The organism is Lamprocystis purpurea DSM 4197 (assembly GCF_000379525.1).
GTDB classification, from domain to species: Bacteria; Pseudomonadota; Gammaproteobacteria; order Chromatiales; family Chromatiaceae; genus Thiodictyon; species Thiodictyon purpureum.
In genome coordinates this window covers 29485-48696 of record NZ_KB902514.1, presented here as the reverse complement: position 1 = coordinate 48696, position 19212 = coordinate 29485, and the positions used below count along the sequence as shown (strand labels likewise).

General features: G+C 64.6%; 17 protein-coding genes. 9 read left to right on the top strand and 8 right to left on the bottom strand.

Translation table 11 applies throughout. The annotated features are described in order from the left end of the window. Positions 1–215: 215 nt before the first annotated feature. Both hcp and A39O_RS0120275 read right to left on the bottom strand, forming a co-directional pair. Complete coding sequence (gene hcp / locus A39O_RS0120280; RefSeq protein WP_020506500.1) at positions 216–1508, bottom strand: hydroxylamine reductase; 1293 nt, start codon at positions 1506–1508, stop codon at positions 216–218. Positions 1509–1687: 179 nt separating this feature from the next. Then, entirely contained in the window at positions 1688–2887 is a 1200-nt protein-coding gene (locus tag A39O_RS0120275; RefSeq protein ID WP_020506499.1) for a 4Fe-4S binding protein, read from the bottom strand. A gap of 418 nt (positions 2888–3305) precedes the next feature. Here A39O_RS0120275 and A39O_RS0120270 point away from each other — a divergent pair, with 418 nt between their 5' ends. After that, positions 3306–3848 carry a DUF1415 domain-containing protein gene (locus tag A39O_RS0120270; protein ID WP_020506498.1) on the top strand — a complete coding sequence of 181 codons (543 nt, stop codon included), beginning with the start codon at positions 3306–3308 and terminating at the stop codon, positions 3846–3848. A 126-nt stretch (positions 3849–3974) separates the two neighbouring features. On the opposite strand, the gene A39O_RS0120265 is transcribed toward A39O_RS0120270, so the two are convergent. Then, on the bottom strand, positions 3975–4838 hold the full coding sequence (locus A39O_RS0120265) for an SDR family oxidoreductase (RefSeq protein WP_020506497.1): 864 nt from the start codon (positions 4836–4838) through the stop codon (positions 3975–3977). Between the two features lie 155 nt (positions 4839–4993). Here A39O_RS0120265 and A39O_RS0120260 point away from each other — a divergent pair, with 155 nt between their 5' ends. The 4 genes from A39O_RS0120260 (at position 4994) to A39O_RS0120245 (ending at position 9103) form a co-directional block, all read left to right on the top strand. Next, entirely contained in the window at positions 4994–5347 is a 354-nt protein-coding gene (locus A39O_RS0120260; protein WP_026199574.1) for an FmdB family zinc ribbon protein, read from the top strand. 399 nt (positions 5348–5746) lie between these two features. Next, positions 5747–7537, top strand: coding sequence for an aspartate--tRNA ligase (aspS, locus tag A39O_RS0120255; RefSeq protein WP_020506495.1), 1791 nt, complete (start codon positions 5747–5749; stop codon positions 7535–7537). Between the two features lie 111 nt (positions 7538–7648). Beyond that, positions 7649–8089 (top strand): dihydroneopterin triphosphate diphosphatase, encoded by a 441-nt coding sequence (gene nudB, locus A39O_RS34390; RefSeq protein WP_040528291.1) that lies wholly within the window; start codon positions 7649–7651, stop codon positions 8087–8089. Between the two features lie 33 nt (positions 8090–8122). Next, positions 8123–9103 carry a sulfotransferase gene (locus A39O_RS0120245; protein WP_020506493.1) on the top strand — a complete coding sequence of 327 codons (981 nt, stop codon included), beginning with the start codon at positions 8123–8125 and terminating at the stop codon, positions 9101–9103. On the opposite strand, the gene A39O_RS0120240 is transcribed toward A39O_RS0120245, so the two are convergent. Beyond that, entirely contained in the window at positions 9100–9747 is a 648-nt protein-coding gene (locus A39O_RS0120240; protein WP_020506492.1) for a gamma-butyrobetaine hydroxylase-like domain-containing protein, read from the bottom strand. The genes A39O_RS0120245 and A39O_RS0120240 overlap by 4 nt on opposite strands. A gap of 341 nt (positions 9748–10088) precedes the next feature. On the opposite strand from A39O_RS0120240, the gene A39O_RS0120230 reads away from it, so the two are divergent. Together A39O_RS0120230 and A39O_RS0120225 are read left to right on the top strand one after the other, a co-directional pair. Then, positions 10089–10760 (top strand): NAD(P)H-dependent oxidoreductase, encoded by a 672-nt coding sequence (locus tag A39O_RS0120230; RefSeq protein WP_020506490.1) that lies wholly within the window; start codon positions 10089–10091, stop codon positions 10758–10760. Then, entirely contained in the window at positions 10726–12687 is a 1962-nt protein-coding gene (locus tag A39O_RS0120225) for a monovalent cation:proton antiporter-2 (CPA2) family protein (RefSeq protein ID WP_245561941.1), read from the top strand. Before A39O_RS0120230 ends, A39O_RS0120225 begins: the two co-directional genes overlap by 35 nt. Positions 12688–12749: 62 nt before the next feature. On the opposite strand, the gene A39O_RS36875 is transcribed toward A39O_RS0120225, so the two are convergent. From A39O_RS36875 to A39O_RS0120205, 4 genes are all read right to left on the bottom strand, one after another. Then, positions 12750–13937: a trypsin-like serine peptidase gene (locus A39O_RS36875; RefSeq protein ID WP_020506488.1), complete on the bottom strand. Its 1188-nt coding sequence runs from the start codon at positions 13935–13937 to the stop codon at positions 12750–12752. Between the two features lie 454 nt (positions 13938–14391). Beyond that, positions 14392–15741, bottom strand: coding sequence for an ammonium transporter (locus A39O_RS0120215; RefSeq protein ID WP_020506487.1), 1350 nt, complete (start codon positions 15739–15741; stop codon positions 14392–14394). Between the two features lie 22 nt (positions 15742–15763). Further along, positions 15764–16102 (bottom strand): P-II family nitrogen regulator, encoded by a 339-nt coding sequence (locus A39O_RS0120210; RefSeq protein ID WP_020506486.1) that lies wholly within the window; start codon positions 16100–16102, stop codon positions 15764–15766. Between the two features lie 73 nt (positions 16103–16175). Next, positions 16176–17003 carry a TorF family putative porin gene (locus A39O_RS0120205; protein ID WP_020506485.1) on the bottom strand — a complete coding sequence of 276 codons (828 nt, stop codon included), beginning with the start codon at positions 17001–17003 and terminating at the stop codon, positions 16176–16178. A gap of 354 nt (positions 17004–17357) precedes the next feature. On the opposite strand from A39O_RS0120205, the gene ubiK reads away from it, so the two are divergent. Together ubiK and A39O_RS0120195 are read left to right on the top strand one after the other, a co-directional pair. After that, positions 17358–17621, top strand: coding sequence for a ubiquinone biosynthesis accessory factor UbiK (ubiK, locus tag A39O_RS0120200; RefSeq protein WP_020506484.1), 264 nt, complete (start codon positions 17358–17360; stop codon positions 17619–17621). A gap of 54 nt (positions 17622–17675) precedes the next feature. Continuing rightward, complete coding sequence (locus A39O_RS0120195) at positions 17676–19190, top strand: YifB family Mg chelatase-like AAA ATPase (protein ID WP_026199571.1); 1515 nt, start codon at positions 17676–17678, stop codon at positions 19188–19190. Positions 19191–19212: the final 22 nt, after the last annotated feature.

The window sequence follows — 19212 nt, the reverse complement described above, 5'->3', positions numbered from 1 at the left end:
ACACGATTCCGGCAGGTCACGTCGCCCGCAAGCGGGCTCCTACGGAGCTTGATTCTTGATAGCGTCTTATTCGGAAATCGCCTAAAGTCCGACAGGCTGCTAGGCCACCGAATTCTGCGCCGCCGCTGGTGGACTGCGCTACGCTTGTCCATTCGATGCCCCGTGACCGGAACCGTGCTCAAGGCCCGCGGTCCTATCGCGGCGGGAAGGGGCTTTCAGGCCGCCATGGCCAGGCGCAGATCGGCCTGGGCGTCGCTGCCGGTCAGACGCAGGTCATAGCGCTCCTGCAGGATCGCGAAGACGTTGGGCGTGATGAAGGCCGGCGGGTTGGGGCCCAGGGTGATCCCCTTGACGCCGAGGTGCAGCAGGGTCAGGAAGACCGCGATGGCCTTCTGCTCGAACCAACTGATGACCAGGGTCAGCGGCAGGTCGTTGACACCGCAGTCGAACGCCTTGGCCAGAGCCACGGCGACCGCGATGGCGCCGTAAGCGTCGTTGCATTGACCCATGTCCATCAGCCGCGGCAGACCCAGGTGCTCGCCGTAGTCGTGGTCGCGGATGCGGTACTTGCCGCAGCCGAGCGTCAGGATGAATGAGTCGGGTGGAGTCGCCTGGGCATAGTCGCTGAAATAGTTGCGCCCCTTCTCCGCCCCGTCGCAGCCGCCGATGACGAAGAAATGGCTGATCTGGCCCGCTTTCACGGCATCGACGATGGTCTGGGCGCGGTCCAGCAGCACGGTGCGGTGGAAGCCGATGGTGGACTCACCGACGATCTGTTCCTCACAGGGGGCGCCTTCCAGTGCGGCGGCGATGACCGCGGAGAAATCACCGTCGACCAGGCGCTGACCATTGGGTACGGCCGTGGTGCGGGTGGTGAAGAGCCGTCCGCGATAGCTTTCGGGCGGGATCAGGACACAGTTGGTCGTACCCAAGACCGGCCCCGGAAAGGCGGCGAATTCACGCTTCTGATCCTGCCAGGCGCCGCCGTAGTGGCCGGCCAGGTTTGGGTGGCCGCCGAGTTTGGGGTACATGTGGGCCGGCAGCATCTCACCATGGGTGTAGACTTTGATGGCGGTGCCCTCGACCTGCTGCAGCAGGTCCCATAGGTCCATCAGGTCGTGTCCGGTGACCAGGATGCCGGGGCCGGCCTGGGTGCCCTCCTTGACCTTGATCGGTGCCGGCTTGCCGAAGTTCTCGATATGGCCCGCGTCGAGCAGTTCCATCACCCGCAGGTTCATTTCACCGCACTTCAGACAGAATTCCAGCAGGGATTCGATGTCGAAGTTCACATTGGTCATGGTCGCGAACAGGGCTTCCTCGATGAAGGCCGAGACCGCCTCGTCGCTTTTGCCCAGGCGCCGCGCGTGGTGGGCGTAGGCGGCCATGCCCTTGAGTCCGTAGAGCAGGGTCTCCTGGAGTGACTGGACATCCGCGTCCTTGCCGCAGACGCCGGGTGAGTTGACGCAGGCGGTCTGCCGAAAGGTCTGTTCGCATTGGTTGCAGTGCATGGACTCTCTTCTATCGCGTGGGTTCAGGAACAGGTGCGTCGGCGATCCGCGGAACGAACCGTGGATAACGGGTGACGCTGGGCCGGCAGTATCCGGGGGCCTGGACCAATGAGCCTTGACTCAGGTCAAGCGGGTCGGTGCCGCGATGGAGCGGTCCGCGTGCGGCGGACTCAAGATGATCAGCTGCGACCGCGCAGCCGCAGCCACTGCTGGTGCAACCGATCGACCACAAAGGGCCAGAGCCGTCCCTTCTCCCACAGGATGCGGGCGAACATCCGGCCGCGGTTCTTGGGCGGGGTCCTGGGGTCGGGGCGCGGGATCAGGTGGATCGCGCCTTGCTCGCAGGCTTCGATGCAGGCTCCGCAACCCAGGCAGATGCTGGTATCCACCCCGGCATAGCGCGCGTCCTTGGGCAGGGTGCGGGCGTCCGCGGCCAGCCCAATACATTTCACGTTGCAGGTCTTGAGACAGGCGCCGCAGTAGTTGCAGCGTGTTTCATCCACCTGCGCCAGGAAGGGCGTCTTGGCGATGCCGTCGCTGAAGCCGGCCTGGACCCCGCCCATCAATTCGCAGCAGCAGCGGCAGCAGTTGCAGATGAAGGAGGGCTGCTCGCGGACGTTGTCGGTGACGTGCGTCAGCCCCAGGGCGCGGGCGCGCTCCAGGGTGGCGAGCATGGCGGCCTTGTCCAGTTCATGCGCAAAGCCCCGGCGCACCAGGAACCGCGCCCCCTCGCCCAGCACCATGCAGATGTCCTCCACCGGGGCGCCCTTGCGGCAGGGCTGGTTCTGGTGTTCCTTCTTGTGGCGGCAGTAGCACAGCGTGACGGCACGGTAGTCGGCCTCCTCGATGATCCGCCGGGCGTCCTCATAGGCGGTGATGCGTGAACTGACCGGGATGTGTTCGGGGTAGACCAGGGCGCGCGTCAGTTGCGTCGGGCTGCCGAAGAACTCGCCGCGTTGTCCCGCGCGACCATTCTCGTGCAGATAGTCGGACATCAGCCGGGCCAGATCCGCCACCGGGACAGGCGCGGTCAGGGTCGGTTTGCGGCGCATGAAGGTGAACTCCATGAAGCCGATGAGCCCCGGTACCAGCAGGTAGAAGGTCTGGTCGGCATAGGGCAGGTCCATGACCAGCCCCTTGTCGGCCATCGATTCCAGGATCGCGTGCAATTGCGCGGCGGGCAGCCCGGTCAGGTCACCGAGTTCGCGGGCGGTCGCCTCGTGCAGCGGGAAGCGGGAGGCGACGAAAGCCTCCTGCTCGGTGAACAGCAGCGTCAGGATTTCGCGCAGTTTGGCGCTGTCGACCAGCCCGATGGGATAGCGGTTCAGCCGGTCGATCAGTGGAACCAGGGAGGACTTGGTGCTCAACAGATGGCCCATGGGACCCTCGGGCGTGGCAGTGGGCAGGTGATGCCCGGTGGACTCACCGCTGACCCTTCAACGGGGTCGATTCCTGTAGGATGGGTAGCGCGCGGCGAAATCGGCCTTGATCACGGTTCCGCCCACGGGACATCGTAGGGTGGACAAGCGCAGCGCAGTCCACCAGCGACGGCGCGGGATTCGGTGGACTGCGCTAGCGCTTGTCCACCCTACGGCCGGAACGATGATCAAGGCCGCGAAACCCATCCTCCAGCTCAGTGTATACCGGTCAGCGGCGAGCGGTGAAATATCCCCTCGTCAGCCAGCGGATGCACCACGGCAATCCGAAAAAAAATAGAGTTTTATCAAATCTCTCTAAACCGCGTCCAGCGCGAAATGCGTAATCTAGAAATACACAAAACGGGGTGTCCTCATCTTCGTGATCGAATCCACTATCATCATAACCCAGACAAAAAAGTGGCTCGCCGATGTCGTGATCGGATGTTATTTTTGTCCTTTCGCCAAGAAACCATTCAAGGGTGACAGTATCCATTATGAGGTCACCGACTCCTCCGATGCGGAATCCTGCCTGCGGGACTTGCTGCTGGAATGCCAACGGCTGGATGAGCATCCGGAAATCGAGACAACGCTGCTGATCTTCCCCGATGCATATCCCGATTTCGACGATTATCTGGATCTGGTCGCCATGGCGGAAGATCTGTTGATTGCGCAAGACTATGACGGGGTTTATCAGGTTGCCGGTTTTCACCCGGATTACCGCTTTGGGGATGCGCCGGTGGATGATCCGGCGAACTATACCAATCGGTCCTTGTATCCGATGTTTCATCTGATCCGCGAAGAGAGTATCGACCAGGCGTTGGCCAGTGATCTCGATCCCGACTCGATTCCGGAGAAAAACGTGGCGTTCGCTCGTGACAAGGGGCTGATCTATATGAAAGTGCTGCGGGACGCCTGCTTTTGACGGTGTTGCGGTGTTGGCGTGATTCGGACGTGATTACCGGACGTAGGGGCGGGTTTCAAACCCGCCCCTACACGAAAGTCTGTCTGGATATCAGGTGCGAACGCTATGCCATCAATTACCCCGCAATCATCGGGTCCCGCCTCCCGACACCCGCAGAATCACCCAATCCATCGCCCGGCTGGACAACACCCGTTTCAGGAACCCGAACAGGTGGGTGGGGAAGGTCACGTAGTAGCGGGGCCGCGGGCGGCGGTGCTCCAGGGCATGGATCAGCTTGTTCAAGACTGCCTCGGGCGGCAGGGTGAAGGGTTGGGCCGGACCCTCCTTGAGCAGCCGTGTCTCGGCGCGGCGGTAGGCTTCCCGATGGACGCTGTGCTCGGCGTCGATCCGGGCCTTGAATGCCCGGTGGGCGTTCTCGCGAAAGCGTGAGAGGATGGGGCCGGGTTCGATCAGTGAGACCTGAATGCCGCTCCCGGCCAGTTCCAGACGCAGGGTGTCGGTCAACCCCTCCAGCGCGAACTTGCTGGCCACGTAGGCGCCGCGGTAGGGCAGGGGCATGAGTCCGAGGATGCTGCTGTTTTGGACGATGCGTCCGTGCCCCTGACGGCGCATGATGGGGATAACCCGGCAGGTCAGGTCATGCCAGCCGAGCAGGTTGGTCTCCAACTGGGCGCGCAGGGCCGTCCGGGTCAGGTCCTCGACGGCGCCCGGCAGGCCGTAGGCGCCATTATTGAACAGCGCGTCCAGGGTCCCGCCGGTGTGGACCAGGGTCTGCTCCACCGCCTGCTCGATGGAATGCGGATCGTCCAGATCGAGCTGAAGCGCCGTCAGCCCCTCGTCGCGCAGTCGCGCCACGTCGGCGGCCCGGCGGGCCGAGGCGATGACGCGCCAGCCGCGGCGGGCTAGTCCGTGGGCGCAGGTGTGACCGATGCCGCTGGAGCAGCCGGTGATGAGCACCGAGCGGGAGGCGGTTTGACCGATTCCGGGCATGGATTTCTCGCTGTCGTGATGCACGCGGCGGCGCCTTGACGCGCCAGGGCGCGGCCGGTGCAAAGGTCCCCGGCCGCGGACGACCGGGTTTGATTTCCGCGCTCAAATCCTATAAAGCGCACCCATATCTTTACGGTGATTTTAAGGAGTTCTCGATGCCGATCTACGAATATCGCTGCACGGCCTGCGGCCACGACCTGGAAAAGATGCAGAAGCTTGCCGACGCGCCCCTGACCGACTGTCCGGCCTGCGGCCAGCCCACCCTGAAGAAGCAGATTTCCGCCGCCGGCTTTCGACTCAAGGGCAGCGGCTGGTATGAAACCGATTTCAAACAGGGTGAGAAGAAAAAGAACCTGCACGGCGACAGTGAAAAATCCGACGGCGGGGGCGCGGCGTCCAAGTCCGACACCACGAAGCCGGACACGACGAAGTCGGATACCCCTAAGCCGGCGGACAGCGGCAGCAAGCCGACGCCGCCGAAGCCTGCCGCGAAGTCCGACGCGGCCTGAGCTCAGGTCCATCCGTGATTCCCGCGGTGTTCGTCGGTGCGGCAGCCCCCGCGCCGGGTCGGCAGCGACCGGCGCACCTGCACCAGCAATTCCAAATTTGGGCGGCATCGCGCGACCCCTGGTGGATGCGGCGCGCGCGACCGCCGTGCCGGGTCCCTGACACCGAGCGGCGCGCCTTATCCACCCTACAGCGGTGCCGGTTTTGTAGGGCGGATAAGCGCAGCGCATCCACCGTCAGCCTCGCCGCCGGCGGCCGCCACCCAAATTTGGAACTGCTGCACCTGCACATTGCAACTTGCGCCGCCGGTTTGGGGTCAGTATTCTGATCGGTTTTATCCGGGCGACTCCTGAGCGCTCTGGGCGGTTATTTACGGATTCTGCAAACGGGGCGATCGGCTCATGCGCACGCATTACTGCGGGGAATTGAACAGCGGCCATATCGGACAGACGGTGATTCTGTGCGGTTGGGTGCATCGGCGCCGCGACCACGGCGGGGTCATCTTCATCGATCTGCGTGATCGTGACGGTCTGGTTCAGGTCGTGCTCGATCCCGACCGGGCGGAGGTCTTCAAGCGCGCCGAGCAGGCCCGCAGCGAGTATGTCCTCAAGATCGAGGGCCGGGTCCGGCCGCGCCCGGAGGGGACCATCAACCCCGATCTGCCGAGCGGCGAGATCGAGGTCCTGGGCGCCGAGCTTGAGATCCTCAACGCGTCCGAGACCCCGCCGATCCAGCTCGATACCCATGTGGCCGACGCCTCGGAGGAAGTGCGCCTGCGCTTCCGTTATCTTGACTTGCGACGGCCCGAGATGCAGGAACGCCTGCGCACCCGCAGTCGGGTGACGCGCATTCTGCGCGGTTACCTGGATGACCAGGGCTTTCTGGATATCGAGACCCCGATCCTGACCAAATCCACCCCCGAGGGCGCCCGCGACTACCTGGTCCCCAGCCGGACCCACCCCGGCGAGTTCTTCGCCCTGCCGCAGTCGCCGCAATTGTTCAAGCAGTTGCTGATGATGTCGGGGATGGATCGCTATTATCAGGTCGCGCGCTGCTTCCGTGACGAGGATTTGCGGGCGGATCGTCAGCCCGAGTTCACCCAGCTCGACATCGAAGTCTCCTTCATGACCGAAGATGCGCTGATGAATCTCATGGAGGAGATGATCCGGCGGGTGTTCAAAGAGGTGCTGGACACCGAGTTGCCCAATCCCTTCCCGCGGCTGCCCTACCACGAGGCCATGAGCCGCTTCGGCTCCGACAAGCCGGATTTGCGGGTGCCCCTGGAATTGATCGACTTGGGCGACCTGATGGCCGGGGTCGACTTCAAGGTGTTTGCTGGTCCGGCGCAGGACCCGGCGGGCCGTGTGGTCGCGCTGCGCCTGCCCAAGGGCGGGGAGCTGACCCGCAAGGAAATCGACGAGTACACCAAGTTTGTCGGCATTTACGGCGCCAAGGGTCTGGCCTACATCAAGGTCAACGACTGGTCCGCCAAGGGCCGCGAGGGCTTGCAGTCGCCGATCGTCAAGAACCTGACCGACGCCGCGATCGACGGGATCATGGCCCGCACCGGGGCGCAGGACGGCGACCTGATCTTCTTCGGCGCCGACAAGGCGACCGTGGTCAACGAGTCTATGGGCGCACTGCGCGTCCGGTTGGGCCATGACCGCGGCCTGCTGGAGGGGCAATGGCGCCCGCTGTGGGTGGTGGACTTCCCCATGTTCGAGCACGACGCCGCCAACCAGCGCTGGGCGGCCCTGCATCATCCCTTCACGGCCCCCAAGGAGGAGCAGCTCGCGCTGCTGGAGACCGATCCCGGCGCCTGCCTCTCCCGCGCCTACGATATGGTCCTGAACGGCAGCGAAATCGGCGGCGGTTCCATCCGTATCCATCGCGATACGGTGCAGCGACAGGTCTTCAAGCTCCTGAATATCAGCGAGACCCAGGCCGAGGATCGCTTCGGCTTCCTGCTCAAGGCGCTGCGCTTCGGCGCCCCGCCCCATGGGGGGATCGCTTTCGGTCTGGACCGGTTGGTGATGCTCATGACCGGGGCCGTCTCCATTCGCGATGTCATGGCTTTCCCCAAGACCCAGACCGCCGCCTGCCTACTCACCAGTGCCCCCTCCCCGGTGGACGAGGCCCAGCTCAAAGAGTTGGGTCTGCGGCTGCGGGCGCGGGCCGACGCCGAGGTTTGAGCAATGGCACTCGCGTCCGACGATCATGACCAACCGGCCGGTGCCGCCGCGTCCGGATTGGCGCTGCACGTGAGTGCCGAAACAGCGACCACGCCGCAGGAGATCAGCACCATGACCCCCGCCGTCTACAAGCGTCCCCAGTCGGTGCTGGTGGTCATCTGTACGCGCGGCGGCGAGTTCCTGATGTTGCGCCGCACCCACCCCGGCCAGTTCTGGCAGTCGGTGACCGGCAGCCTGGCCCCGGGCGAGAGCCCCCGCTCCGCGGCCTTGCGCGAGGTGTGGGAAGAGACCGGACTGCGCGTCGGCTCCGCCCTGATCGATCTCAAACACTCGGTCCTGTTCCCCATCGTGCGCGCCTGGCGGGCGCGTTACGCACCCAACGTTTGCTTCAATCGGGAATACTGGTTCGCCCTGGTGCTGGAAACCCGCCGGATGATCCGGCTCAATCCGCTCGAACACCTGGAGTACCGCTGGCTGTCAGCCGAGCGGGCGGCGCGCCTGACCGGCTCATGGACGAATCGAAACGCCATCCGGGCCCTGGCGGCCTGCTGAGCGGGCCTTACGGAAGCAGCGGAGCTGATACTGATGGCTGACCGCCCGGACATCGTGATCGCCGGTTTTCCCAAGGCCGGCACCACGGCGCTCGCCACCCTGCTTGCCGGGCACAGCCAGGTCGCGCTCATCGAGCCAAAGGAACCGCATCGCTTCTCCTGGGGGCTGGAGCCGGATCTCCCCGCGCGGGCGCGGGCCAATGCCCTGAGCGCCTCGGACTATGCGGCAGCCGTGGCGGCGGCGCGCCGCCGCGGGCGCCTGGTCATCGACGCCAGCACCAGCTATACCCACCCCGCCGTGATCGAGGGGACCGCCCGGCGTCTCAAAGAGGCTTGCCCGAACCTGCGCGTCATCCTCACGGTGCGCGACCCGCGCAAACGTCTGGTGTCGGACTGGCGCATGCGCCACGCCGAGGGTTGGGCCGAGTCGCGTCTGAGCGCCGAAGTCCGCCGGAATCTGACCGGTCTGTCCGCCGCGGTCGGGGCCGCGGACGATGCGGACCTCATCGCGCGGCTGGCCGCGAGTCGGGATTGGATAGGACCGGACCGTCCCGCCGGTCGGGGGACCATCACCGTGGTTGCCGGCGGCTTCTATGATCCACTGATCGGGGTCTACCGTCAGACTTTCGGAGACGCCTTGCTGGTCATCCCCCAGGAAGCCCTGCGCCGTCAACCCGAACAGGTGCTGGCGCGCTGCTTCGCCCATCTGGGGCTCGACCCTGAACCCGTGTCCGACACGGATGGTGAGTTCAACGTCGGCGATCACCGGGTCGAAACCGGGCTCTCGCGGCTGCTGCGCCGCACCGGTGTTGCCTGGGCCGCCCGCACCCTATTGCCGCACGCGCTGGTCGCCCGCGTCCGGCACGGACTCACCCGCGCCCCCGAGCCCGGCATTGACGATCTGGCCGGCAGCCCGGAGGCCGCCGTGGTCGAGCAGCTCTACGCGCTGCTCAGTGCGCAGACCGAGACTCGCATGGCGGCCGAATTCGGGGTACGTTGGGGCCTTGGGAACTAGATCAAATCCGGCGTAGCGGGTGCCGTCGGTGAGGTGGGCACCAGTCCGATCTCATCGCCGTCGTGGAGCTTGGTGAAGCCCTCGGTGAACTGCTTGTTCACGGTCACCCGCACCCGTTCCGGGGTGAACAGTACCGCGGCGCCTTTCTTGCGCGCCCCCAACCACTTGAGCAGGCCGTCCACGTCCGCCACCGATGCCGGTACGATCACCTGATCGGACTCCTTGCGCATCTTTCTTGCCAGCCAGGAGAAGTAGAGCAGCCGCACCCGCTTGTCTCCCTGATCCGGTTCCTTGCGCTGGTAGCCGATCTGCTCCAGCCGCGCCAGATAGTCCGCCCAGTTCTGCGCCTGATCCCGGCCCAGGGTGTAGAGGGTGTCCCACGAGTAGATGCTGGTGTCGTGACCGTCGTCGAAGCGGATGCGCACGGCGTACTGGCCTTGCGGCTCGATGGCGCTGATGTTCACGCCCTCCTTGCCGGTGACGGGTTGCGGTGCGCTGCGGACCTCCGCGGCGCGGGAGAAGACCCGCAGATATTCACAGGGCAGTTCGAACAGGGCGCCGTCGTCGAAGCCGATGGTCAGCACGCGCGACTTGGTATGCAGATTGATTTGAGTGGGGTGGCGCTGGGTCGGTTGGTCGGTCATCGGGCTTGGACTCGCGGCTGGTGGGGGAGGCTCGATCGATCAGGATACGGCAGGTCGAGGCTGACGGCATCCCCCGGCCTGGTCGCCAAGCGCTCGGGTACTTCGCCCAAGCGCTGTTCTTGGGTAAGCTGCCGATTGATTATCGCCGTCGGATGTGATGACCGGACGTAGGGGCGGGTTTGAAACCCGCCCCTACACCCAGGGTCTGTCTGGATATCAGAGACGAAGACTATAAACCGCGCCAGCTCCAGCAATCGTCGAGTCTGCCGGGGCCGATCTCATCCAAAAACATCGCATACCGCGCTCGGCGCGGGCGAGTTGTATCGTATCAGGGGTCCGCTATGCCGTCGCACGAGCCAGTTGCAACTATCCAGGGAGGGGCCCAGGTCGGCGCGGCCAGTGGCCGGCGGCGCATCCTGTGTCTGTTCGCCCACCCGTCGATCGACCGCTCCGAGGCCAATCGCCCGCTTTTTGATGCGACCGCAAGGGTCGCGGGCGTGACCCTGGTCGATCTCTATGCCGAGTATCCGACCGGCGAGATCGATGTCGACCGGGAACAGGCGCGTCTGCGCGGCCATGATGTGATCTGCTTCATGCACCCGCTGTATTGGTACTCAACGCCCTCGATCTTCAAGGAATGGCAGGATCTGGTGCTGGAATATGGCTTTGCATACGGGGTTGGGGGGACTGCGCTGCACGGCAAACTGTTCTTCAACGCCTTGACCGCCGGCGGCCCGGAGCAGGCCTACTGTGCTGCCGGCTACAACCATTTCACGATTCGCCAACTGCTGTGCCCGTTGGAACAGACCGCGCGCCTGTGCGGCATGGTCTTCCTGCCGCCCTTTGCCCTGTTCGGTGCCCGGACCGCGGTGGATGAGGGGCGCATCGGCGCTCATGTGACCGACTGGGTGCGGGTGCTCGAAGCCCTGCGCGACCATCGGCTCGATTTGGCGGCGGCCTTGCCGCTGACCAAGCTCAATGCCGACCTCGACGCCATTCTCCGGGAGCCCTGAACTGATGGACGGGATGCTGTTTCACGCTTTCATCTATCTGACTGCCGCGGTGCTGGCGGTGCCCATTGCCAACCGGCTCGGCCTGGGCTCGGTGCTCGGCTATCTGATCGCCGGCATCGTGATCGGACCGACCCTGGGTCTCGTGGGTGCCGAGACCGAGGAGGTCCAGCACGTCGCCGAGTTCGGCGTGGTCATGATGCTGTTCCTGATCGGCCTGGAACTGGAGCCCAAGCTGCTGTGGGCGATGCGTGCCCGCGTCCTGGGGCTCGGCGGCCTACAGGTCATGATGACCGCGGTGCTGATCGCCGCCGCGGCGCTGTTGCTCGGTTACCACTGGGGTCTGGGGTTGGCGATCGGCCTGATCTTTGCCATGTCGTCGACCGCCATCGTGCTCCAGACCTTGGGTGAGAAGGGGTTGACCCGAACGGACGGCGGGCAGGCGAGCTTTGCGGTGCTGCTGTTTCAGGATCTCTCGCTGATTCCCGTGCTCGCCCTGATTCCGCTGTTGGCCGCGCCGGGCCTGAGCGGCTGGTGGGCGGCGGGGCCAGGCGGACCGGGCGAGGGTGCGGCGCATGGGGCACTCAGTCTGGTGGCCGGTCTGCCGGGCTGGGGTTATGCCCTGGTGGTGTTGGGGGCGGTCGCCCTGGTGGTGCTCGCCGGTCACTATTTATCGCGCCCGCTGTTCCGTTACATCGCGGAGTCCCGGCTGCGCGAGGTCTTTACGGCCAGTGCGCTGCTGCTGATCATCGGCATCGCGCTCTTGATGACCCTGGTCGACCTGTCGCCGGCCCTGGGCACCTTCCTGGCGGGGGTGGTGCTGGCGAACAGCGAATTCCGCCATGAACTCCAATCGGATATCGAACCCTTCAAGGGCTTGCTGCTCGGGCTGTTCTTCATCACCGTGGGCGCGGGGATCGATTTCGGGGTCCTGTCCGCGCATCTCGCCGCGGTGATCGTTCTGACCCTCAGTGTCATGTCGCTCAAGATGGCCGTGCTGCTCGGGCTGGCGCGGCTGTTCCGGTTGCAACCCGGCGACCAATGGCTGTTCGCCCTGGGGTTGGCCCAGGCCGGTGAATTCGGGTTCGTCCTGCTGGCGTTCAGTGTGCAGAACGGGGTCATCCCGGCGGATCTCGCGCGGATTCTGTCGTTGGTGGTGGCGCTGTCCATGCTGCTGACACCGGCGCTCTTCATTGTTTATGACCGGCTGATCGCACCGGCGCTACGCACCGGCAGCGCGCCGGCGCCCGACAGCATCGATGAGTGGGGGACCGTGGTTATCGCGGGAGTCGGCCGCTTCGGTCAGATCGTCAACCGGCTGCTGCTGGCAAGCGGCGTGCGGACGGTGGTGTTGGACAACCGTGCGGACCAGATCGACCTGCTGCGCAAGGTCGGGATCAAGGGCTATTACGGGGATGCCTCCCGCCCGGACCTGCTGCATGCGGCCGGCATCAGCCAGGCGCGCCTCTTCGTCATCGCCATCGATGATCAGGATCGGGCGGTGAAGATGGTCGAGCATGTGCGCCGCACCTATCCGACGGTCAAGATCTTGGCCCGTGCCTTTGATGTCAGGCATCTGTATCTGTTGCAAAATGCGGGTGCGGATCTGGTGGTGCGGGAAGTTTTTGACAGTTCACTGACCCTGGGCGTTGCGGCCCTCAAAGCCCTGGGTATGCATCCCTTCAAGGTCGAGCGGATGGCCCGGGCCTTCCGCCGTCACGAGGCCGAGGGTTTGACGAGCATGTACGACCTGTGGGACGAGAACCCGGATATCGCCCGCAACCTGGTTCTGCAAGCGCGTATCCGCGAGCACGTCGGCTCCCTGCAGGACGCGCTCAACTCGGATCGTCTGCAATTGCACGACCGCACTGAACGCGGCTGGACACCGCCGCCACGGGGTTTCAACCGCGAGTTGGACGGGGGTGAGTGAAGGGGCCTGGCTGGTGTGCCAGGCCCCGAGGATACGTTGCGATAGCGGCCTGGGTTCAGTGGTCAGCAACCGCGAGCGGTGCAGAGCGGAACGATATTGTTGCTGTTGAACCTGGCCCCGTACATATTCTGCTGGCCGACATAGAGACCGGAATTGACGCTGTTGGTCTGACCACTAACGACGGTGGGCTTATAGCCGACCAGCCATGAACCGCCGCTGATGCCGGGACCCCAATTGCAGCCCATACCCAAGGTGTCAGTCGTCTGCAGGAAGGTCTCCGCGACACAGGCGCGCAGATACTGTGCCGGGCTGGGGATCGAGGCGAGGTTATAGTCTTGGGCAGGATAGCCGCTGTTGAATACGATCTGGGTATTGGACGCATTCCACAACCGGCCGGCAGAGCCGACCGCGGCGTTCAGCGTCTGCCCGGCGGAGTTATTGTTCATGGAGCAGACCGCCACGTCATGCCGGGTCCAGGTATTGATGCTGTAGCTCCCCGTCAGGTTCATCCAACTAGTGAGAATCGTGCAGGCCTTGGCCGAGAAGGTGCCGTAGGGAGCCGTGCCGTTGCGGTATGCCGGCGTGAAGACCCAGTTACTGTACCAGGTGTTCGCCGTCGAATCGTATACGCAATGAGCGGCGGTGACGATATTGTTGCCGCTGATGGCGGTTGCCGAGCAAGACGCGCCGCCGCCCGGAACATTGAATGTCAATTTGCCCATCCACCGGTGGGGATAGACCGTGGCGAGCGCCGTCACCGTGCCGACATCCCATGACATATAGACGCCGGCGGTTCCAGCCATGAAGTCCGTGGGGCTCTCCGTGCTCAGATCGGAGTCCAGCGCCTCGCTTTCCGCCAAGGCATCCCAATCCGCGGCGAAGGCGGCGCGCGCCAGGTCGGTGGCGCCTGGTGCGGCTGCACCGGCCGGCACGGCTTCTTCCGGCCCCAGTGCCGCTATCTCATCCAGGGCGGCGGCGTCAATCGCACCTGATCCGGTATCGATCGCGAAAGCCAGCGCCGGCGCATCGGCAACCCGCTGGCGGGTCCAGTAGGCTGAAGCCGCCGCTTGCTTTTTCGGTGAGACGGTGATCGTGACGGTTGGCGATTGACCGCCAGTCTGCCGGCCGCCTCCCGCGCTCGCCCCGGCCCCGCTGGATGCCGCGATTGCGGAACACGAGTAGAAGATGGCCAGACTGATTCCTGCCGCGTGCAGGGAGGCATTGAACCGACGCTTGCTTTGGCTGTTCATTACCGATTTCCTCAATTGACGATCACTGGGTTGATGACATGCTTCCTGATCAAGATCCGCGAATCCGGATGTGCCGACCACCTGACCTCGCGGTCACGATGACTCGACAGGCCGGCTCATAACGGAGACTTGAGTCCTGGTGCCTGTTGTTCTCAGCACCGCGGTCACAGCTTCGCTGGACCTGGTGTCATGATCGACCATGATGGAAATTCTGTAATGCGGGAACGGCGGGACAGTCTGTCGGAATATTCTGAGTTTCGTGGTCGAAGATGGCCGTGCCGGGTGTCCCGCGCTCTTCCCCATGGGGTCTATGCTGCGCGGCTGACCACGGTGTGGCGGTCTGATGCCGTGTCCACCAGCCTGGATATCTGTCGAGTGGACAAAGCAAAAGGCCAGACCCGCGAGGGTCTGGCCTTGGTGGGTGCGGCCGGTCGCAACCGGTCCGCGCGGAGGTTTAGAGGATGTAACCGCGCTCGTCGTGCAGAGCGAGGTCGAGGCCCTCGGTCTCCTGCTCCTCGGTAACGCGCAGCCCCATGATCAGGTCGATGACCTTCAGGATGATGTAGCTCATCACCGCCGTGTAGACGATGGTCAGCAGGATCGATTTGCCCTGAACCAGGACCTGACTGAACATGGTCATGCCCTCCGCCAGGCCCTTGCCGCCCAGGCTGGCGTCGGCGAAGACACCGGTCAGGAGGGCGCCGATGATACCGCCGATGGCGTGCACACCGAACACGTCGAGCGAGTCGTCGTAGCCCATGGCGCGCTTGAGCTTGGTCGCGGTCAGGAAGCAGATGCTGCCCGCTGCCGCACCGATGATCAGCGCGCCCAAGGGCCCGGCGGTACCCGAGGCCGGTGTGATGGCGACCAAGCCGGCAACCGCGCCGGTGGCGATGCCCAGCACGCTGGGCTTGCCGTGGGTAACCCATTCCATGAACATCCACCCGAGCGCCGCGGTCGCGGTGGCGATCTGGGTGACCAGCATCGCCATGCCGGCACTGCCGTCGGCGGCTACGGCACTGCCGGCGTTGAAGCCGAACCAGCCCACCCACAGCATGGAGGCGCCGATCACGGTGTAGCCCAGGTTGTTCGGGGGCATGGCGGTGGTCGGGAAGCCCTTGCGTTTGCCCAGCATCAGGGCGGCAACCAGGCCGGCGATACCGGCGTTGATGTGCACCACGGTGCCGCCCGCGAAGTCCAGTACGCCCCAGTCCCACATCAGGCCGCCGTTGCCGCTCCAGACCATGTGCGCAATCGGTGCATAGACGACGGTGAACCAGATCGCCATGAACCACAGCATGGCTGAGAACTTCATGCGCTCGGCAAAGGCGCCGACGATCAGGGCCGGGGTGATGATGGCGAAGGTCATCTGGAAGGTGGCGAAGACCGATTCCGGGATGCCCAACACCAGGCTGTCACGGGTCAGTCCGGCAAACAGCATCTTGTCCAGCGCACCGACAAAGCTGTTGAAGTTGATGACCCCCTGCTCCATGCCGGTGGTCGAGAAGGCCAGGCTGTATCCGTACAGTGTCCACAAGACCGTCACCATGGCGGTGATGGCAAAGCACTGCATCAGCACCGAGAGCACGTTCTTGGAACGAACCAGGCCGCCGTAGAAGAGCGCCAGACCTGGGATGGTCATGAACAGGACGAGTGCGGTGGAGGTCAGCATCCACGCGGTGTCGCCTGAGTTGAGGGTCGGGGTTGCGGCTTCCTGAGCCAGGACCAGGGTCGGCGCCAGGGTCAGAAGACCCGTCAGGGCGATCCGGCCAGGCCAAGTTGTCGGGGAATTGGGTAGCATCATGGGTTCTCCTCCGGCTTGAGGTTTAGAGGGCGTCAATGCCGGTCTCACCGGTACGGATGCGCACGACCTGTTCCAGGTTGTAGACGAAAATCTTGCCGTCGCCGATCTTGCCCGTGCGGGCCGCATTGGTGATGGCTTCGATGACCTTGTCGACCAGGCCGTCGTCCACGGCGATCTCGACCTTGATCTTGGGCAGGAAGTCGACCACGTATTCGGCGCCGCGATATAACTCGGTGTGGCCTTTCTGGCGGCCGAAGCCCTTGACCTCGGTGACCGTGATCCCCGAGACGCCGATATCGCCCAGCGCCTCGCGCACGTCGTCGAGCTTGAAGGGTTTGATGATCGCTGAAATCAGTTTCACGACAGGAATCTCCAAATAGGAACCAGGGCGGGTCCCCTGGTCAGGATGGTTGCCCGTTGAGCGAGAATCTCGGTCAGAAGGTCTTCTTCCAGCCGACCCACACCTTGGGATCGGTGTCCCAAACGTCTTTATTACCGCCGTTTTGGTCGTAGTTGAAGCTGACGGTGCCATAATCACCGACGGCGCGGCTGACGGAGATACCCCAGGTGGCGTAGCTCTGTCCATCGCTGTTGCGGAACATGTAGTAGCCGCCGTGCGCGTTGAAGGCGAAGTCGTAGGGCAGGGCGAAGTCAACGGCGCCGAAGGAATAGAGGTCACCCTCGTACGGCAGAACTCCCTTGTTGTCGTCGCCGCCGTCGGCTTGGCCCCAAACAGTGTATGCTAAGCCTGCGGTGATCCACCGGTAGGTGAGCTTGCCGCCGATCTCGGCGAAGTTTGCGTCACGCCCGTCAGGGTAGGCATAGAGGATGGCGTTGAGGTCCCACTTCCAATCTTCGCCGATCTTGCCGCCGAATCCGGTGTAGACGTCGAGTTCATAGGTTGGTGCGTTCGGGTTGGCGGACCCGGTCGTCTCGTAGATCGGGAAACCGTTGTCGTCGAGAATCGGCAGACCGTCCGCATCGACGATGGCGGTGGCTATCTGCGCCGCGCCCTCGTTGTTGAAGTCGACGTTGGACGCCCAGGTCCCCAAATAGAAGCCGCTCGCATGGGCGTAATCCAGTCCGCCCTGGATGGCCGGGCCGTCCTGCGTTTGGGAGACGCCGCGCCAAATGTAGTTGCTGACCGCGCCGATATTGGCGCTGAAGCTGTTGGGGTCCGCCGCGGTCGCCGTCTGGAGCGTGCCGAGGCTGAGGAACAATGCGCCGCCGGCGCAGGCGATACGGATGTGTGGTGCGTTCATGCGAGATAAACCTCTGAAATCCTGTAGTGTACGTTACGGCTCCGCGGGCAGGTTGAGACCACGGTCACTTGCTGGGCTGGTGTGCCAGGTTCACGACAATCACTGAAAGCAGCTAGTGTGCCAACCCGGACTGTTCCGAATACACAACGGCATTGGGGTCGATTGTGCGGAAATCGCAACAGATGGTTGCACCAGATGTGACCTGATCCGTGGTCCTCTGATCACCTTTCTGCACTCTTATGGTGCGGATCGCCGAAAAGACGGGTTCGACCCCAAGCCCTTATAATGAAGGTTCAAACCCAAGCCCCCCGCGGACGCCTGTCGTGCCGGGGCCTACACCGAGGACCCCCTGTCATGTTGGATCCGAAGCAACTCGACGATCTCGTACAGCGCCTCTCAAGCGCCTTGCCCAAGGGCATTCAGACCCTCCAAGAGGACTTGGGTCGTAACCTCCGAACGTCACTGGAGGCGGGTCTCAACCGTCTGGATCTGGTCACGCGCGAGGAATTCGACGTGCAGTCCGCGGTGCTGGCCCGGACCCGTGAGAAACTCACCCAGTTGGAAGCGCAAGTCGCTGAACTGGAGCGGTCGCTCGGGGCGCCGTCGCGGTCGGGCTGATCCAGGCGTTCACGGTGTCGCTCTGACAGTCCGGCCGGTCAGCCAAGCGCGCCCGTGGCTCTTTGCGTTCTGCATAGTCGTGCCCGGGTGGGGATCGCGGCCCCGCTGGTGACGGTCGAGGTCCATCTCGCCGGCGGCTTACCCGCCCTGTCGATCGTCGGACTGCCCGAGTTGGCGGTCAAAGAAAGCAAGGACCGGGTGCGTGGGGCGTTGCTCAACGGGCGTTTTCAGTTTCCGCTGGGGCGCATCACCATCAACCTGGCGCCGGCCGACCTGCCCAAGGAGGGCGGTCGCTTCGACCTCGCGATTGCCCTGGGTATCCTGGGCGCCTCCGGTCAAGTCCAGGCCGGGAGGCTTGCTGCCTGTGAGTTTCTGGGTGAGTTGGCGCTGTCCGGGGACCTGCGGCCGATCGCCGGCGTGTTGCCGGCGGCCCTGGCCGCCCGCGACGCCGGCCGTGAACTGATCCTGCCGACTGAGAATGCGGCGGAGGCGGCCCTGGTCAGTGATCTCAGGGTCCGTCCGGCGCCTCACCTGTTGGCGGTGTGCGAGCACCTGAACGGAGCCGTGAGTTTGCCGATCGGCTGTCCGGACCATGCCGCGGTCTGTGCTCCGGACTATCCGGATCTCGCGGAGGTGCGCGGTCAGGAGCAGGCCAAGCGCGCCCTGGAGGTTGCCGCGGCGGGTGGCCATAGTCTGTTGCTGATCGGTCCGCCGGGGACCGGTAAGTCGATGCTCGCGAACCGGTTACCGGGATTGCTGCCGCCGCTGACCGAAGCCGAGGCGCTGGAGACCGCGGCGATCCGCTCGATCAGTGAACGTGCCGGGTTCGATCCGGCGACCTGGCTGCAACGGCCCTTTCGGTCGCCGCACCATACCGCTTCCGGGGTCGCGCTGGTGGGCGGGGGGAGCAACCCGCGGCCGGGTGAGATCTCGCTCGCGCACCTGGGGGTGCTGTTCTTGGATGAGTTGCCGGAGTTCGATCGCCGGGTGTTGGAGGTGCTGCGCGAGCCACTGGAGTCGGGGCGGATTCACATCTCGCGTGCCGCGCAGCAGGCCGAGTTCCCCGCACGCTTTCAACTGGTGGCGGCGATGAACCCCTGTCCCTGCGGCTATCTGGGTGATAGCGGCGGGCGCTGTCATTGCACGGCGGATCAGGTTGCGCGTTATCGGGGGCGCATCTCGGGTCCGTTGCTGGATCGCATCGACATGCACGTGGAGGTGCCGCGATTCGATCTGTCGGTGCTGGACGGCCCGGCACCCGCCGGCGCCTCGACCAGCGCGGCCGCGCGGGCGCGGGTGGCCGCCGCGCGCGCGCGCCAGCAGGCGCGGGCCGGCAAGCCGAACTGTGCACTGCACCCGCGGGAGGTCGAGCGGGATTGCGCACTGGATGACAACAGCCGTCGCCTGATGCAGCAGGCGCTGGCCCGGCTCGCGCTGTCGGCGCGCGCCTATCACCGTATCCTCAAGGTTGCCCGGACCATCGCCGACCTGGCGGGGGCCGCCGCGATCGCCGTGCCGCACCTGAGCGAGGCGATCGGCTACCGGCGCCTCGACCGCGGGTCGGCTTGATTCCCTCCCGATGATGAAGATA

Coding starts and splice junctions, on each gene's coding strand:
- A39O_RS36875 (WP_020506488.1), bottom strand. CDS start 13,937: ATGAACAGCCAAAGCAAGCGTCGGTTCAATGCCTCCCTGCACGCGGCA.
- A39O_RS0120215 (WP_020506487.1), bottom strand. CDS start 15,741: ATGATGCTACCCAATTCCCCGACAACTTGGCCTGGCCGGATCGCCCTG.
- A39O_RS0120230 (WP_020506490.1), top strand. CDS start 10,089: ATGCCGTCGCACGAGCCAGTTGCAACTATCCAGGGAGGGGCCCAGGTC.
- A39O_RS0120275 (WP_020506499.1), bottom strand. CDS start 2,887: ATGGGCCATCTGTTGAGCACCAAGTCCTCCCTGGTTCCACTGATCGAC.
- aspS (WP_020506495.1), top strand. CDS start 5,747: ATGCGCACGCATTACTGCGGGGAATTGAACAGCGGCCATATCGGACAG.
- A39O_RS0120245 (WP_020506493.1), top strand. CDS start 8,123: ATGGCTGACCGCCCGGACATCGTGATCGCCGGTTTTCCCAAGGCCGGC.
- A39O_RS0120205 (WP_020506485.1), bottom strand. CDS start 17,003: ATGAACGCACCACACATCCGTATCGCCTGCGCCGGCGGCGCATTGTTC.
- A39O_RS0120265 (WP_020506497.1), bottom strand. CDS start 4,838: ATGCCCGGAATCGGTCAAACCGCCTCCCGCTCGGTGCTCATCACCGGC.
- A39O_RS0120260 (WP_026199574.1), top strand. CDS start 4,994: ATGCCGATCTACGAATATCGCTGCACGGCCTGCGGCCACGACCTGGAA.
- A39O_RS0120240 (WP_020506492.1), bottom strand. CDS start 9,747: ATGACCGACCAACCGACCCAGCGCCACCCCACTCAAATCAATCTGCAT.
- nudB (WP_040528291.1), top strand. CDS start 7,649: ATGACCCCCGCCGTCTACAAGCGTCCCCAGTCGGTGCTGGTGGTCATC.
- ubiK (WP_020506484.1), top strand. CDS start 17,358: ATGTTGGATCCGAAGCAACTCGACGATCTCGTACAGCGCCTCTCAAGC.
- A39O_RS0120225 (WP_245561941.1), top strand. CDS start 10,726: ATGCCGACCTCGACGCCATTCTCCGGGAGCCCTGAACTGATGGACGGG.
- hcp (WP_020506500.1), bottom strand. CDS start 1,508: ATGCACTGCAACCAATGCGAACAGACCTTTCGGCAGACCGCCTGCGTC.